Source organism: Streptomyces sp. NPDC002698 (assembly GCF_042888945.1).
Classification (GTDB): Bacteria; Actinomycetota; Actinomycetes; order Streptomycetales; family Streptomycetaceae; genus Streptomyces.
On record NZ_JBIAQM010000006.1, the window covers coordinates 31,241 to 46,650 of the forward strand.

Annotated in this window: 13 protein-coding genes; 2 read left to right on the plus strand and 11 right to left on the minus strand. The window is 71.6% G+C overall.

Annotation, left to right across the window (positions count from 1 at the left end; genetic code table 11):
- The first annotated feature begins 189 nt into the window (after positions 1–189).
- Entirely contained in the window at positions 190–3,321 is a 3,132-nt protein-coding gene (locus ACFYW9_RS11115) for an NACHT domain-containing protein (protein ID WP_389147700.1), read from the plus strand.
- A 95-nt stretch (positions 3,322–3,416) separates the two neighbouring features.
- Here the strand turns inward: ACFYW9_RS11115 and ACFYW9_RS11120 are convergent, their stop codons facing one another.
- Positions 3,417–5,942 carry an ATP-dependent Clp protease ATP-binding subunit gene (locus tag ACFYW9_RS11120; RefSeq protein WP_351126244.1) on the minus strand — a complete coding sequence of 842 codons (2,526 nt, stop codon included), beginning with the start codon at positions 5,940–5,942 and terminating at the stop codon, positions 3,417–3,419.
- A gap of 430 nt (positions 5,943–6,372) precedes the next feature.
- On the opposite strand from ACFYW9_RS11120, the gene ACFYW9_RS11125 reads away from it, so the two are divergent.
- Positions 6,373–7,104: an SCO3374 family protein gene (locus ACFYW9_RS11125; RefSeq protein WP_389147704.1), complete on the plus strand. Its 732-nt coding sequence runs from the start codon at positions 6,373–6,375 to the stop codon at positions 7,102–7,104.
- Here the strand turns inward: ACFYW9_RS11125 and ACFYW9_RS11130 are convergent.
- The 10 genes from ACFYW9_RS11130 to ACFYW9_RS11175 all read right to left on the minus strand — a co-directional run bounded on the left by ACFYW9_RS11130 (position 7,083) and on the right by ACFYW9_RS11175 (position 15,391).
- Positions 7,083–7,418 (minus strand): Lsr2 family protein, encoded by a 336-nt coding sequence (locus tag ACFYW9_RS11130; protein WP_351866171.1) that lies wholly within the window; start codon positions 7,416–7,418, stop codon positions 7,083–7,085. The genes ACFYW9_RS11125 and ACFYW9_RS11130 overlap by 22 nt on opposite strands.
- 228 nt (positions 7,419–7,646) lie before the next feature.
- Positions 7,647–8,216, minus strand: coding sequence for an amino-acid N-acetyltransferase (locus tag ACFYW9_RS11135; protein ID WP_328449725.1), 570 nt, complete (start codon positions 8,214–8,216; stop codon positions 7,647–7,649).
- Positions 8,217–8,225: 9 nt separating this feature from the next.
- The gene (locus tag ACFYW9_RS11140; protein WP_389147710.1) at positions 8,226–8,678 is read right to left on the minus strand and encodes a BlaI/MecI/CopY family transcriptional regulator; all 453 of its coding nucleotides are present in this window, start codon (positions 8,676–8,678) and stop codon (positions 8,226–8,228) included.
- Positions 8,679–8,835: 157 nt separating this feature from the next.
- Positions 8,836–9,021, minus strand: coding sequence for a hypothetical protein (locus ACFYW9_RS11145; RefSeq protein WP_351866176.1), 186 nt, complete (start codon positions 9,019–9,021; stop codon positions 8,836–8,838).
- Positions 9,022–9,034: 13 nt separating this feature from the next.
- Positions 9,035–9,661, minus strand: a complete 627-nt coding sequence (locus tag ACFYW9_RS11150; RefSeq protein ID WP_351866179.1) for a hypothetical protein — start codon at positions 9,659–9,661, stop codon at positions 9,035–9,037.
- A 247-nt stretch (positions 9,662–9,908) separates the two neighbouring features.
- A complete protein-coding gene (locus ACFYW9_RS11155; protein WP_326786315.1) occupies positions 9,909–10,706 on the minus strand; it encodes a type III pantothenate kinase in 798 nt (265 codons plus the stop codon).
- A gap of 8 nt (positions 10,707–10,714) precedes the next feature.
- Positions 10,715–11,692, minus strand: a complete 978-nt coding sequence (nadC, locus tag ACFYW9_RS11160) for a carboxylating nicotinate-nucleotide diphosphorylase (protein WP_351866183.1) — start codon at positions 11,690–11,692, stop codon at positions 10,715–10,717.
- Between the two features lie 5 nt (positions 11,693–11,697).
- The gene (locus ACFYW9_RS11165; RefSeq protein WP_389147717.1) at positions 11,698–13,467 is read right to left on the minus strand and encodes an L-aspartate oxidase; all 1,770 of its coding nucleotides are present in this window, start codon (positions 13,465–13,467) and stop codon (positions 11,698–11,700) included.
- Positions 13,464–14,456, minus strand: a complete 993-nt coding sequence (panC, locus tag ACFYW9_RS11170; RefSeq protein WP_351866189.1) for a pantoate--beta-alanine ligase — start codon at positions 14,454–14,456, stop codon at positions 13,464–13,466. Before panC ends, ACFYW9_RS11165 begins: the two co-directional genes overlap by 4 nt.
- The gene (locus ACFYW9_RS11175; protein WP_389147721.1) at positions 14,453–15,391 is read right to left on the minus strand and encodes a Rossmann-like and DUF2520 domain-containing protein; all 939 of its coding nucleotides are present in this window, start codon (positions 15,389–15,391) and stop codon (positions 14,453–14,455) included. Before ACFYW9_RS11175 ends, panC begins: the two co-directional genes overlap by 4 nt.
- Positions 15,392–15,410: the final 19 nt, after the last annotated feature.

Here is a 15,410-nt window from a genome sequence, read left to right on the forward strand (position 1 = left end):
GCCTCATGTCACCGGGGGGCCGGATCCGGGACCCCCGGAATGTGACGCGGGCTACGCCGCCGGCCCCTGTTTTCAAGGGTCTTGGGGACGTTCGCCGACCCTTCGCGGGTGCCTCCGGCGCCTCTGTGCCGAACGGCTGTCAGAACATACGGTTGTCCTCCTGGCTCAACGCTCTCCCGGGGGATCGTCATGGACCCAGTAACCGTCGGCACGCGCCTGGCCTCCAGCGTGGCCGCGCCGCTGGTCAGGAAGCTCTTCGTGGCCGAGGGCCCGGGAGCGGGCCTCGTGGACAAGCCCGTACGGATCTCGGCGCTCGTCTCCTTCAAGGGCGAGAAACGGGCCGTCGGAGAGAAGGAACTGACCCGTCTATCGGCCGCCCTGGTCGGGCGGTCACTGCGTGGTGGGGAGCGCCCCTTCCCCGCCGACGAGGAACAGGCCGTCGTCCACGCCCTCGGCACCACGCTGCACGCCCTGGGCGACCTCACCATGACGGACGTCCAGGCGGTCGAGCTCGGTCACCGGGCGCTCGCCCTGCGGCTGCGCGCGGCCGCCGAGAACCCCGACCGGGACCTGTCCCTCGACGCGACCGTGTTCTACGAGGGGCTGCTCGACACCGCCTGCCTCCACATCCTGCACTTCTTCACCCAGCGCTCGGCGTTCGTCCCCCGCACCCTCGTGGAGCAGAGCCGCAGACAGCGCGAGCTCATCGCCAAGGTGGACGAACTGATCGCCCGCACCCCCATGACGGGCGGCACGGACCATGCCTTCGAGCAGCGCTATCTCGCCCATCTCGCCACCAGACACAGCCACCTCACCATCTACGGCATCGACCTCGTCAACTCCCCGGAACGCTGGCCGCTGGACGCCGCCTACCTCAGCCTCCAGGCCTTACGCCCCGTGGAGGACGAGGAGACCGCCTCCTCGGACGGTGTGCGCATCGCCCCCGCGGCCGCTTCCCTGCCCGCCGAACAGGCCCTGTCGGAACAGGACCTCGTCCTGTTGCGCGGTGTGGCCGGTTCCGGCAAGACCACGCTGGTGCAGTGGCTGGCGGTGACCGCGGCGCGCGGCGAGCGGGGGGACCGCATCCCCTTCGTCCTCCCGCTGCGCACCCTCGTCCGCCGCTCCGAGGGCCTTCCGGCCCCCGACGCGTTCCTGTCCGCCGTGCGGCTCCCCTTCCACGCGACCCAGCCGGACGGCTGGACCGACAGGGTGCTCGGCCACGGCCGCGGACTGCTGCTCGTCGACGGCCTCGACGAGATCCCCGAGCGTGACCGCGAACACACCCGCCGCTGGCTGCGCGAACTCCTCGACGCCTACCCCGGCAACCAGTGGCTGGTCACGTCCCGCCCCTCGGCCGTACGGGAGGACTGGCTCGCTCCCGACGGGTTCACCGAACTCGTCCTCTCGCCGATGACCGGCGACGACGTGGCCGCCTTCATCCGCCGCTGGCACGCCGCGGCACGCCTCGACGCCTCCGACACGGACCGCCTCGACGGCTACGAGCGTTCCCTCCTCGACGCCGTACGCACCAAGCCGGACCTCGGCCGCCTCGCCACCAACCCCCTGATGTGCGGTCTGATCTGCGCGCTGCACCGGGACCGGCGGGGCTATCTGCCGCACGGCAGACAGGAGTTGTACGACGCCGCGCTCTCCATGCTGCTGTCGCGCCGCGACGAGGAACGCGACATGTTCGTACGGGGCAGCGGTCACGACGGCATCCACCTCACGGAACTTCCGCAGATCCAGCTCCTGCAACGGCTCGCCTACTGGCTGATCCGCAACAACCGCTCGGAGATGGACCGGGACCGCGCCGAACGCATCGTCGCCGGCGTCCTGCCCTCCCTCCCGGCCGCCGCCCGGCAGGGCGACGCCGCGCGGATCCTGCGCCACCTCCTCGTCCGCAGCGGCCTTCTCCGTGAACCCGCCCCGGGGACCGTCGAGTTCGTCCACCGCACCTTCCAGGACCACCTGGGCGCCAAGGCCGCCGTGGAGGACGGGGACTTCGGGCTGCTGGTGCGCAACGCCGGGGAGTCCCAGTGGGCGGATGTGGTCCGGATGGCCGTCGCCCACGCCCGGCCGCGGGAACGGGCCGAGCTGCTGGGCTCCCTGACCGGCGCGGCGGCACGCCTCGACGCGGCGGCGGCGACCCGTGTACGGCTGCTCGCCCTCGCCTCGCTGGAACACGCCACCCAGCTCGCGCCCGAGGTACGGGCCGCCGTGGAGGGCGACGCGGCCGCGCTCATCCCGCCGAGAACGTCGGCGCAGGCCCGCGCCCTGGCCGAGGCGGGCCCCCTCGTCCTGGAGCTGCTGCCCGGCCCGGAGGGTCTCACCGAGGACGAGGCCCACGGGGTCGTGGTCACCGCCTCCCTGATCGGCACCGACGCGGCCATCCCCGTACTGGCGCGCTTCCGCTCGCACCCGGCCCGGTCCGTACGGGCCCAACTCGCCTGGGGATGGCACAGGTTCGACACCGAGCGGTACGCGTCCGAGATCATCGCCCGGCTGGACCCGGCCGGCCTGTACTTCTCCGCGCACTCGGCCGCCCAGCTCCACGTGCTGCGCGACCTGGGCGGCCGGCCCCGGCTGCAGATCGTAGGAGACATCGACCCGGCGGAACTGCGCGCCTGCCTGCTCCCGGACCAGGTGACCCGGCTGATGCTGCGGCACAACAGCCGTCTCGGGGATCTGGGCTTCCTGACGGCACAGCGGCGACTGGAGCAGCTCAACCTCGACGGGTGCACGGGGATCGGTGACCTCGCGCCGCTCGCGGAACTGCCGCTGCGGGGGCTGTACCTGATGTCCGACTCGGGACGGCCCCCGGTCCCCGACGGTCTGGCGGGGCTGGCCTCGCTGCGGGAACTGAACATCGGACACCGGCTCACGGGCCGGTCGCTGAGCGAGACCCTCCCCCTGGACGCGCCGCTGGAAGTCCTCTGCTTCGGGCTGGACGTGCTCCGCGGCACCGGGATGCGGGGGCTGCGCCACTGGCGGTCCCTGCACACCCTGTGGCTGAGCCGGGAGCCCGGCGAGCTCACCCCCGACGACTGGTCCGAGGTCGCCGCGCTGCCCGCGCTCAGGGAACTGCGGATCCACCGGGCCGCCCTGGGATCCCTCGGGTCGGCGCCGCCGCTGCCGTCCGTCGAACACCTGGAACTGAGAAAACCGGCGGGGAACGAGGACCTTTCCGGACTGCGGGCCCTGCTGCCGAATCTGCGGACGGTCAATTTCGCCCTCTCTTCGGACACCGGAACCGTGCCGGAACAGCTCGCGGGTCAATTGCCGGGCGAACACACGACGACCACGACCCACAACGTCCTGTGATTCCCGCCGGCCGAAAGGGCTGCTCCGGGACCTGAAAAAGGGGCTGCCCCGGGACCGAGGTCCCGGGGCAGCCCCTTTTCAGGCGGACCCGGAGGTCACGCCTCCTTGCTCAGGTTGGGACCGGCGCCGCCGGCGGCCTGCTCGATCGGCGGGACGTCGGGGAGTGCCGACTTCTCCTCACCGCGGAAGGTGAAGGCCTTGGCCTCGCCCTCTCCCTCGGTGTCGACGACCACGATGTGGCCGGGACGGAGCTCGCCGAAGAGGATCTTCTCGGAGAGGACGTCCTCGATCTCGCGCTGGATGGTCCGGCGCAGCGGCCGGGCGCCCAGCACGGGGTCGTAGCCCTTCTTCGCGAGGAGGGACTTGGCGCTCGGGCTGAGCTCGATGCCCATGTCCCGGTCCTTCAGACGCTCGTCCACCTTCGCGACCATGAGGTCGACGATCTGGATGATGTCTTCCTCGGTCAGCTGGTGGAAGACCACCGTGTCGTCGACACGGTTCAGGAACTCGGGGCGGAAGTGCTGCTTCAGCTCCTCGTTGACCTTGGCCTTCATCCGGTCGTAGTTGGACTTGACGTCGCCCACGGCCGCGAAGCCGAGGTTGAAGCCCTTGGAGATGTCCCGGGTGCCGAGGTTGGTCGTCATGATGATGACCGTGTTCTTGAAGTCCACGACCCGGCCCTGGGAGTCGGTCAGACGACCGTCCTCCAGGATCTGCAGCAGCGAGTTGAAAATGTCCGGGTGGGCCTTCTCGACCTCGTCGAAGAGGACGACGGAGAACGGCTTGCGGCGGACCTTCTCGGTGAGCTGGCCGCCCTCTTCGTAGCCCACGTATCCGGGGGGCGAACCGAAGAGACGCGAGACCGTGTGCTTCTCGCTGAACTCCGACATGTCGAGGGAGATCAGCGCGTCCTCGTCACCGAAGAGGAACTCCGCGAGGGTCTTCGACAGCTCCGTCTTACCGACACCCGAGGGGCCGGCGAAGATGAAGGAACCACCGGGACGCTTCGGGTCCTTCAGACCCGCTCGCGTACGGCGGATCGCCTGCGAGAGCGCCTTGATGGCGTCCTTCTGGCCGATGACCCGCTTGTGGAGCTCGTCCTCCATGCGCAGCAGACGCGAGGACTCCTCCTCGGTCAGCTTGAAGACCGGGATGCCGGTGGCGGTGGCCAGGACCTCGGCGATCAGCTCACCGTCGACCTCGGCCACGACGTCCATGTCGCCGGCCTTCCACTCCTTCTCGCGCTTGGCCTTCGCCGCCAGCAGCTGCTTCTCCTTGTCGCGGAGAGAGGCCGCCTTCTCGAAGTCCTGGGAGTCGATGGCCGACTCCTTGTCGCGGCGCACGCCCGCGATCTTCTCGTCGAACTCGCGGAGGTCCGGCGGCGCGGTCATCCGGCGGATGCGCATCCGGGAGCCGGCCTCGTCGATCAGGTCGATCGCCTTGTCGGGCAGGAAGCGGTCCGAGATGTACCGGTCGGCGAGCGTCGCCGCCTGCACCAGGGCCTCGTCCGTGATGGACACGCGGTGGTGGGCCTCGTACCGGTCGCGCAGACCCTTGAGGATCTCGATCGTGTGGGGGAGGGAAGGCTCCGCCACCTGGATCGGCTGGAAGCGGCGCTCGAGGGCCGCGTCCTTCTCGAGGTGCTTGCGGTACTCGTCCAGGGTCGTCGCACCGATGGTCTGGAGCTCACCGCGGGCCAGCATGGGCTTCAGGATCGAAGCGGCGTCGATGGCGCCCTCGGCGGCACCCGCACCGACCAGCGTGTGCAGCTCGTCGATGAACAGGATGATGTCGCCGCGGGTGCGGATCTCCTTGAGGACCTTCTTCAGGCGCTCCTCGAAGTCACCGCGGTAGCGGGAGCCGGCGACCAGCGCGCCGAGGTCGAGGGTGTAGAGGTGCTTGTCCTTGAGGGTCTCGGGCACCTCGCCCTTGACGATGGCCTGGGCGAGGCCCTCGACGACGGCGGTCTTGCCGACGCCGGGCTCACCGATGAGCACCGGGTTGTTCTTCGTACGGCGGGACAGCACCTGCATGACCCGCTCGATCTCCTTCTCGCGCCCGATGACCGGGTCGAGCTTGGACTCACGAGCGGCCTGGGTGAGGTTCCGGCCGAACTGGTCGAGGACCAGGGACGTGGAGGGGGTGCCCTCGGCAGGACCGCCGGCGGTGGCGGTCTCCTTGCCCTGGTAGCCGGAGAGCAGCTGGATCACCTGCTGCCGCACCCGGTTGAGGTCTGCGCCCAGCTTGACCAGGACCTGGGCGGCGACGCCCTCGCCCTCGCGGATCAGGCCGAGCAGGATGTGCTCCGTGCCGATGTAGTTGTGGCCCAGCTGAAGGGCCTCGCGGAGCGACAGCTCCAGGACCTTCTTGGCACGGGGGGTGAAGGGGATGTGACCGGAGGGGGCCTGCTGGCCCTGCCCGATGATCTCCTCCACCTGCTGGCGGACCGCCTCGAGCGAAATCCCGAGGCTCTCCAGGGCCTTAGCGGCGACACCCTCACCCTCGTGGATCAGGCCCAGGAGGATGTGCTCGGTGCCGATGTAGTTGTGGTTGAGCATCCGGGCTTCTTCCTGAGCCAGGACGACAACCCGCCGCGCGCGGTCGGTGAACCTCTCGAACATCGTTAATCGCTCCTCAGAGCGGTCAGGCAGTAAGGGGACGCTCCCCTCGCTGTCCTTCCGCAGCTTAGTCCCGCAAGCGGGGACCGCTCATTCCAACTGCCGACACCGTCCTTGGCCTCCTGACCCCGAACGCCGACATCTGCTCCAACCTGATGGTGCGAGACGATGTTCCCGCAGGCCAGGCAGATACCCTCTCCCGCTGTACGCCGATGGCGAACGTGAGATGCCCGAGCCCTGCGTGTCGCCCCTCCCACTAGGCATGTCTTACCCGTGCTCACTGACAGTCCATGCCGCGCGCACCGGTTCCCTCCGCTACGGGCGAACATCCATGCCCGGACGAACGCTCCCGCACGCCCCTTTTCCCGGCACTTTGCGCGTTCACGTAAACACCCAGCGTAACTCCGGGGGTCTTTTGGCGGTTGCTCCTTGCATGGTTCCCACCGTCCCTGTCCCCCGTCGGCCGTCCGATCCGGGTGATCCGGTCGATCCGGTACGTCAGTGGTACGAGAACGAACTGGGCTGGGCGACAGTGCCCGGGTCGCCGGTACGGCTGGTCACGGGGCTGCGCTTCGACGTCCTGGAGGTCCCGGCGGAGGCGGGATTCCCCGCCCTGCGGCATCTGGGCCCGGCTTCTCCGGTGGCCCTGCACGGGGAGCGGATGCGGCTGCTGGTGGCCGCGGGGAGCGCGGAGGAGCTGCCGGGGCTGCTCGACTGGCTGGAGTGGGGAACCCTCGCGCTGGATCTCACGGCGATCGGCGCGGACGGAAGCGTCGAGGCTCCCCCGCCGCCGGATCCCGGCGTCGCGGTGGCACCGGATCCCGGGGCTCCGGCGTCGCCGGGTCCCCTCGCTCCGCCGGCTGTGTTCGGGGCCCGGCCCGAAGGCCGGCCCGACGACGGTCCGCGAGCCCGTCCCGGCGACCGGCGACCGGCCGGTCCGGAAACGCGGAGAGGCCCACGAGGGGCCGCCCACTGGCTGCGGCCCCCGATGCCCGGCCGCGCCGTGGAGCCGGCGTTGCCGACACTGTCGGCGCTGGGCGGCGGGACCGTCGGCGGGGGCGTTGGGGGCGCCCCCGATCTCGTACGACTGGTGCAGACGATGGCGACACAGTGCCACCGCGCAAGGCTGCGGCGAGCGCCCGCTCAGCCGTTGGCCTTCTCGTAGGCCTCGCGAATGGACGCGGGAACACGGCCGCGGTCGTTGACCTCCAGGCCGTTCTCCTTCGCCCAGGCACGGACCTGCGCGGTGTCCTGGCTGCCGCCGGAAGCGACGCGGGCCTTTCCGCGTCCGCCCGAAGCACGGCCTCCGGTACGACGGCCACCCTTCACGTACGGGTCGAGAAGGCCACGGAGCTTGTCCGCATTGGCGGTCGTGAGATCGATTTCGTACGTCTTGCCGTCCAACGCGAACGTCACGGTCTCGTCCGCCTCGCCACCGTCGAGGTCGTCGACAAGAAGGACCTGAACCTTCTGTGCCACCGGATTTCCTTTCATCGATAACTTCAGGGCAAGGAGGGCCCCGCGGCGTCCGCCGTTTCGCCGTCCCTTGTTATATGCAGTACTGCAGTACGTCGGAAAGCAAACCGCTTTTGCCGGAAAAACACAAACCCCTGGCAGAGACTCACTGGACTCCGCCCGCCCGGAAACGTGCGCGTTTCGGACATAGGGAACGTGGGCAGCGCACTCCGCCGGAATAGCCGGTCGCGATCACAGATGCAGAAGCATCCGGCTGTTGCCCAAGGTGTTCGGTTTCACTCGTTCGAGACCGAGGAACTCCGCGACGCCCTCGTCATAGGAACGCAGGAGCTCGGCGTACACATCGGTGTCGACGGGTGTCTCACCGATCTCCACGAAGCCGTGCTTCGCGAAGAAGCCGACTTCGAAGGTCAGACAGAAAACCCGTCGAACACCGAGCCAGCGGGCGGTCTGGAGCAACTTCTCCAGCAACTGATGACCGACGCCCAGGCCCTTGACCGTGGGGTTCACCGCGAGAGTGCGGACTTCCGCGAGGTCTTCCCACATCACGTGCAGGGCGCCGCAGCCGACCACCTCGGCGTTGTCGTCGCGTTCCGCGACCCAGAACTCCTGGATGTCCTCGTAAAGGGTGACGGTGGCTTTGTCGAGCAGGATACGGCGGCGCACGTTCGCGTCGAGGAGTCCTCGTACGGCCGCGACATCGCTGGTCCTGGCCCGCCGGACGGTGACGGCTTTTGCGGTGACTTCGGGATGCTCCGCCGGAAGCCCTGCCGGAACCTCCGCGGGATGCTCTGCTGACATGAGCGGACGCTATCGCCCGGAGGCGTCCCCGTCAGCGGCGGGGTTCTCCCCCGAGGGCCCGGGCGCCGGCGGCCTTTCGACGGCTTCGGGGGCTCGCGGTTCCGGCCCTTGCACCATGCGTACGGCATCACTGAGGGCCACCCGCTGTTCCTCGCTCATCATCCCGAAGAAGGCGACGAGAGCGGCCGCGGGGTTGTCGCTCTGCGACCAGGCGTCGTTCATCAGTGCCGCCGAGTACGCGGCCCGTGTGGAGACCGCCTCATATCGATAGGCCCGGCCTTCCGCCTCCCGGCGGACCCAGCCCTTCTGATGGAGATTGTCCAAAACGGTCATCACCGTGGTGTAGGCGATGGACCGTTCCTGTTGAAGGTCTTCCAGGACTTCCCGAACGGTCACCGGGCGGTTCCACTTCCACACCCGCGTCATGACCGCGTCTTCGAGTTCTCCCAATGGGCGAGGCACAGTTCAGAACAATAGTGGGAGATGGCCAACAAAAAGGGCGTACGACTCGAAGGACGTGGGAAACGTCCGAGTCGTACGCCGGTGACGGCGCGGCCGGGCACGGGGCGGGCGGGCGCCGAAGAGGGCTCGCCCGGAGCCGCGCGGGGCCGCCCGGGGCTCAGGCCCCGGCGTCCTTGCGGGCCGGGGCCTGCTGAGCGGCCTCCACGCGCGCGAGGGCGGCGTCGACGGCCCCGTCCTCCTTGGCCTTGTTGGCCCCGCCCTGACTCTTCACGATCGTCACGATGAGCCCGATGAAGAACACGGCCATCACTACCGGGGGCACGAGCGCGGAGACATAGTCCATGCCCCCAGGGTAGCTAGCCCGCCGCGAGCTGCTGCGGCGGGTCGGCCGGGGGCGGGCCGGGCTTGCGCCGCGGCGGGAAGACCTCGCCCGGGGTGGGGACGGGCCGGTCCGGGCGGGGCGACCCGGCAGGCGGCCGGGGCCTCGGTTCCGGCTCGGGCCTCCTGTCGGGCTCCTCGGCGGCGCGGCCGCCGGGCAGGGCCAGCAGACGGGTGCGGGACTGCGGGACCGTGGCGAGCGCGCGCCCCGAGAGCCGGGTCCGCACGTCCTGCTCGGCGAGGACCCGGCAGCGCTCCAGGAGGGCCGCGGCGGCGGGGTTGCCGCGCAGCGCGCGGAGCGCGGCGAGGTCGTCGGGGTTCGGCCGGTATCCGGAGGCGAGGGCCTCCTCCAGGAGGGGGAGGTAGCCGGTGACGGTGCCCGGCAGGGCGGCCCGGTAGCGGGCGAGGTCGGCCAGCAGGAAGGCCCGGAGCCTGGCCCCCTCGTGGGCCGCCTCGTCGAGGGACTCGGCGAGGCGGAGGCAGTCCTGGACGTCCTCGGCCGAGACGGGGCTGGGGTGCAGGGCGAGGGCGAGGGCACGGCGGAGCACACGCAGCTCCTCCGCACCGAACGCCATGCCGCCGTGGGATCCGTAGGGCGTGGGCATGGGCCGACGATACGTGCTAATCAGACAAAATCCGCATAGCGGAAGAAATATGGCGCGTCCTGTCCCGGCGAGAGCGGAATCGCGTCCCGGCTTCCGGAAGAGCGCCCTGCCGCCATCCCTCCAAAAGCCGGCCGCCGCCCCTCCGGAAGGGAATCCGGCCGCCGGCCCGCCCCGGAAGCAAAGCCGGAGGGGCCCCGCGAACGCGGGGCCCCTCCGGTACCGGCTGCCCGCGTCACGCGGGCGGAGTTCACATGCGCGAGACGTTCCGCTCGTACACCAGACGCAGCCCGATCAGCGTGAGCCACGGCTCGTGCTCGTCGATCACCGAGGACTCTCCGAGGACCATCGGAGCCAGTCCGCCGGTGGCGATGACGGTGACGTCCTCGGGGTCGTCGGCGAGCTCGCGCGCCATCCGGTTCACGACCCCGTCGACCTGGCCGGCGAACCCGTAGATGATGCCGGACTGCATCGCCTCGACGGTGTTCTTGCCGATCACCGCGCGCGGCCGGGCCACCTCGATCTTGCGGAGCTGCGCGCCCTTGACGCCGAGCGCCTCGACGGAGATCTCGATGCCGGGGGCGATGACGCCGCCGACGTACTCGCCCCGGGCGCTGACCGCGTCGAAGGTGGTAGCGGTGCCGAAGTCGACCACGATCGCCGGTCCCCCGTACAGCTCGACGGCCGCCACGGCGTTGATGATCCGGTCGGCGCCGACCTCCTTGGGGTTGTCCGTGAGGATCGGCACGCCCGTCTTGACGCCGGGTTCGACGAGAACGGCGGGGACATCGCCGTAGTAGCGCCGCGTCACCTCGCGCAGCTCGTGCAGCACGGACGGCACGGTCGCGCAGATCGCGATGCCGTCGATGCCGTCGCCGAGTTCCTCGCCGAGCAGCGGGTGCATGCCCATGAGGCCCTGGAGCAGCACGGCGAGTTCGTCGGCGGTGCGGCGCGAGTCGGTGGAGATCCGCCAGTGCTCGACGATCTCCTCCCCGTCGAAGAGGCCGAGGACCGTATGGGTGTTGCCTACGTCGATGGTCAGCAGCATGGCCGGGGTTACTCCGCCGCTCGCAGGTCGAGGCCGATGTCGAGGATCGGGGAGGAGTGCGTGAGCGCGCCCACCGCGAGGAAGTCGACGCCCGTCTTCGCGTAGGCCCCGGCGTTGGCGAGGGTGAGCCGGCCGGACGCCTCCAGCAGGGCACGGCCCGCGACGAGGGCGACCGCCTCCTCGCACTCGACGGGCGTGAAGTTGTCCAGCAGGATCAGGTCGGCGCCCGCGTCGACGACGTCGCGGAGCTGGTGCAGGGTGTCGACCTCGACCTCGACGGGGACCTCCGGGAACATCTCCCGTACGGCCTTGAAGGCCTCGGCCACGCCGCCGGCGGCGACCACGTGGTTGTCCTTGACCAGTGCCGCGTCGGACAGCGACATGCGGTGGTTGACGCCGCCGCCGCAGCGCACCGCGAACTTCTCCAGGGAGCGCAGGCCCGGCGTGGTCTTGCGGGTGTCCCGCACCCTCGCCTCGGTGCCCTCCAGGGCGTTTGCCCACGCGCGCGTGGCGGTCGCGATGCCGGACAGGCGGCACAGGAGGTTGAGGGCGCTGCGTTCGGCCGTCAGCAGGTCGCGGGTGCGCGTGGTGACGCTCAGCAGCTTCTGGCCGGCCTCGACGCTGTCGCCGTCCTCGACGTGCCGCTCGACCTCGAACTCGTCCGTGCAGACCACGGACAGGACGGCCTCGGCGACGCGCAGGCCCGCGACGACGCCCGCGTCCCGGGCGGTGAAGTCCGCGGTGGAGACGGCGTCCTCGGGGATGGTCGCGACCGTCGTCACGTCCACGCCGTGGTCGAGGTCCTCCTGGATCGCCACGTTCGCGATGTCCTCGACCTCCAGGGGGTCGAGGCCGGCGTCGGCGAGGAGCTGGGCCAGAGCGGGATCGAGGCCGCACTCCATGTACGCCTCGTCCATGTCTGCGCCGCAGCCGCAGCCGTCGCCGCAGCCGCCGCTCTCGGCGAGGGGAAGGTCGTGGGTGCTCACTTCGGTCACTGCTCCTGGGGAAGGGACGGGGGCGCCGGGTGGGGCTGCCGGGATGTCGGGGGGAAGTCTGCGGTATCGGTGGTGCCGACGGCGAGCGTCCGGTCGGGATTCAGCCGTACGACGATGTGACGGCGCCACTGTTCGTCGTCGCGGTCGGCGTGGTCCTCCCGCCAGTGGCAGCCCCGGGTCTCCTCGCGCAGCAGGGCGGCGGCGACCAGGACACGGGCCACGCACAGCAGGTTGGTGGCCTCCCAGGTGTCGACGCCCGGCTCGGAGGTCTTGCCGTCCTCGTCCAGGGCGTCCCGCGCGTCGGTGTGCAGGCGCTGGAGCTGCTCGGCCGCGGTCGCGAGGGACTCGGCGGAGCGCAGCACACCGGCGCCGCCCGTCATGATCCGCTGGATCGCGAAGCGGGTCTCGGGGGCGAGCAGCGGGTGCGCGGGCGTCTCGGGGTGCGGGACCGGCTGGGGCACGCGCGCGTGCAGACCGTCCTCGGCGTGGCTCGCCGCGATGTCGGCGGCGATCCGCTCCGCGTAGACGAGGCCCTCCAGCAGGGAGTTGGAGGCGAGCCGGTTGGCGCCGTGGACACCCGTGCAGGCGACCTCTCCGCACGCGTACAGACCGGGGACCGTGGTGCGGCCCCGGGCGTCGGTGCGTACGCCGCCGGAGGCGTAGTGGGCGGCCGGGGCGACCGGGACGGGCTCGGTCACCGGGTCGATGCCGTTGGCGCGGCAGGCGGCGAGGATCGTGGGGAAGCGGTGCTCCCACATGGCGGCGCCGAAGTGCCGGGCGTCGAGGAACATGTGCTCGGCGTCCTGCTCCTGCATGCGGCGCATGATGCCCTTGGCGACGATGTCCCGGGGGGCCAGTTCGGCCAGCTCGTGCTGGCCGACCATGAAGCGCACGCCGTCCGCGTCGACCAGGTGGGCGCCCTCGCCCCGTACCGCCTCGGAGACCAGCGGCTGCTGGCCCTCCGCGTCGGCGCCGAGGAAGAGCACGGTCGGGTGGAACTGGACGAACTCGAGGTCGGAGACCTCGGCGCCCGCGCGCAGGGCGAGGGCCACGCCGTCGCCCGTGGAGACGGACGGGTTGGTGGTCGCGGAGTAGACCTGGCCCATGCCGCCGGTCGCGAGGACCACGGCGGGGGCGTGGACGGCGCCGACACCGTCGTGCTGGCCCTCTCCCATGACGTGCAGGGTCACGCCCGCGGTGCGGCCCCCGGCGTCCGTCAGGAGGTCCAGGACGAGCGCGTTCTCGACCGTGCGCAGGCCGCGCGCGCGGACCGCCTCGACGAGGGCCCGGGAGATCTCGGCGCCCGTCGCGTCGCCGCCGGCGTGCGCGATGCGGCGGCGGTGGTGGCCGCCCTCGCGGGTGAGTTCGAGGCGGCCCTCGGAGGACTCGTCGAAGTGGGCGCCGGTCGCGATGAGCCGGCGCACCGCGTCGGGGCCCTCGGTGACGAGGATGCGGACGGCCTCCTCGTCGCACAGGCCCGCGCCCGCGACGAGGGTGTCGTCGAGGTGCTGTTCGGGGGTGTCGCCCTCGCCGAGGGCGGCGGCTATGCCGCCCTGCGCCCAGCGCGTGGAGCCGTCGTCCAGGCGGGCCTTGGTGACGACGACGGTCCGCAGCCCCGCGGCCTCGCAGCGCAGGGCCGCGGTGAGCCCGGCCACGCCGGAGCCGACGACGACGACGTCCGCGGTCAGGGCCCAGCCCGGGGCGGGCGCGTGCAGGCGTATACCGGTGCCAGTGGCGGTGTCTGAACCTGTGCCTTTGCCGGTCACGAGGCGGCTCCGAAGGTGAGGGGAATGTTGTCGATCAGCCGGGTCGTGCCGACCCGGGCGGCGACGGCGAGGACCGCCTCGCCGGTGAAGTCGTCCGGGATCTCCGTGAAGTCGTCGGGGTCGACGAGTGCGAGATAGTCCAGGGCCAGCGGCGGCCGCAGACGGGCGGCCTCGTCGAGGACCAGCCGGGCGGCCGAGCGGACCCCGCCGGGCCATCCGGGGACGGCCTTGGCGACGGCGTGCGCGTCGGCGGCGGCCCGGGACTCGCCCAGGGCGCTGAGGGCCTCGGCACGCTCGCGCGTGGCGGGCACCTCCAGCGCCCGCGCGCGCAGCGCCTCCTGGGCGGCGTGCCGGTCACGGCCCGCGAACAGTGCCTGGGAGAGGGCGAGCGCGGTGCGCCGCTCCTCGGCCGAGAGGAAGCGGTTGCGGCTGGAGAGGGCGAGTCCGTCCTCCTCGCGCACGGTGGGGACGCCGGTGATCTCCACGCCGAAGTTCAGGTCGCGTGCCATGCGCCGGATCAGGGCGAGCTGCTGGGCGTCCTTCTGGCCGAACAGGGCCACGTCGGGCCGGGTCAGGTGCAGCAGTTTGGCGACGACGGTGAGCATGCCGTCGAAGTGACCGGGCCGCACGGAGCCCTCCAGGCGCTCGCCCATCGGTCCCGCGGAGATCCGGACCTGGGGCTCGCCACCGGGATAGACCTCGTCGACGGAGGGCGCGAACACGACGTCCGCGCCCGCCTGTTCGGCGATCTTCAGGTCGGCGTCGAGGGTGCGCGGGTAGCGGTCGAGGTCCTCGCCCTGCCCGAACTGGAGGGGGTTGACGAAGACGGTGACGACCACCTCGCCCGCGTCTCCCGCGACCTCGCGGGCGGTGCGGATCAAGGTGGCGTGGCCCTCGTGGAGGGCGCCCATGGTCATCACGACGGCTCTGCGGCCGGTCCGGGCCCGCGCGGACAGTTCGCCGGCGGTGCGCAGCAGGGCGGTGGTCATCGGGTGTCTCCCTCGGTCCCCTGGGTCGCGTCCGTCCCGGCGGCGAGTACCCCCAGGAGGTCCTCGGCGAGTTCCGGCTTGAGCAGTCCGTGGGCGAGCGCGCGGTCGGCGGTCGCGCGGGCCATCGCCAGATAGCCGGCGACGGTCCCCGGGGCGTGCCGGCGCAGTTCGGCGACGTGCGCGGCGACCGTGCCCGCGTCCCCGCGCGCGACGGGTCCGGTCAGGGCCGCGTCGCCCGACCTGAGCGCGTTGTCCAGGGCGGCGCCGAGGAGCGGGCCGAGCATGCGGTCGGGGGCCGCGACACCGGCGGTGCGCAGCAGTTCCATCGACTCGGCGACCAGGGTCACCAGGTGGTTGGCTCCGAGCGCGAGGGCCGCGTGGTAGAGCGGCCGGGACTCCTCGGCGATCCACTCGGGCTCGCCGCCCATCTCGATCACGAGGGCCTCGGCGGCCAGCCGGAGCTGCTCGGGGGCGGTGACCCCGAAGGAGCATCCGGCGAGCCGCTGGACGTCCACGGCGGTGCCCGTGAACGTCATCGCGGGGTGCAGGGCGAGCGGCAGGGCGCCCGCCCGGAGGGCCGGGTCGAGCACGCGCGCGCCGTACCGCCCGGAGGTGTGCACCAGGAGCTGTCCGGGCCGGACGGCGCCCGTCTCGGCGAGTCCTTCGACGAGCCCGGGGAGCGCGTCGTCGGGGACCGTCAGCAGCACGAGGTCGGCGCGCTCCAGGACCTCGGCCGGGGACACCAGCGGAACGTCGGGCAGGAGCTGCGCGGCACGCCGCCTGGAGGCGTCGGAGACGCCGGAGACGGCCACCGGGCGGTGTCCGGCGAGCTGGAGCGCGGCGGCGAGCGCGGGTCCGACCCGGCCGGCGCCGACGACGCCGACGGTCAGCCGCGCGGGGCGGTCCTTGGGCTCTGGCTGGGGATACGTACTCACGCGACGGCGGCCTTCCGTT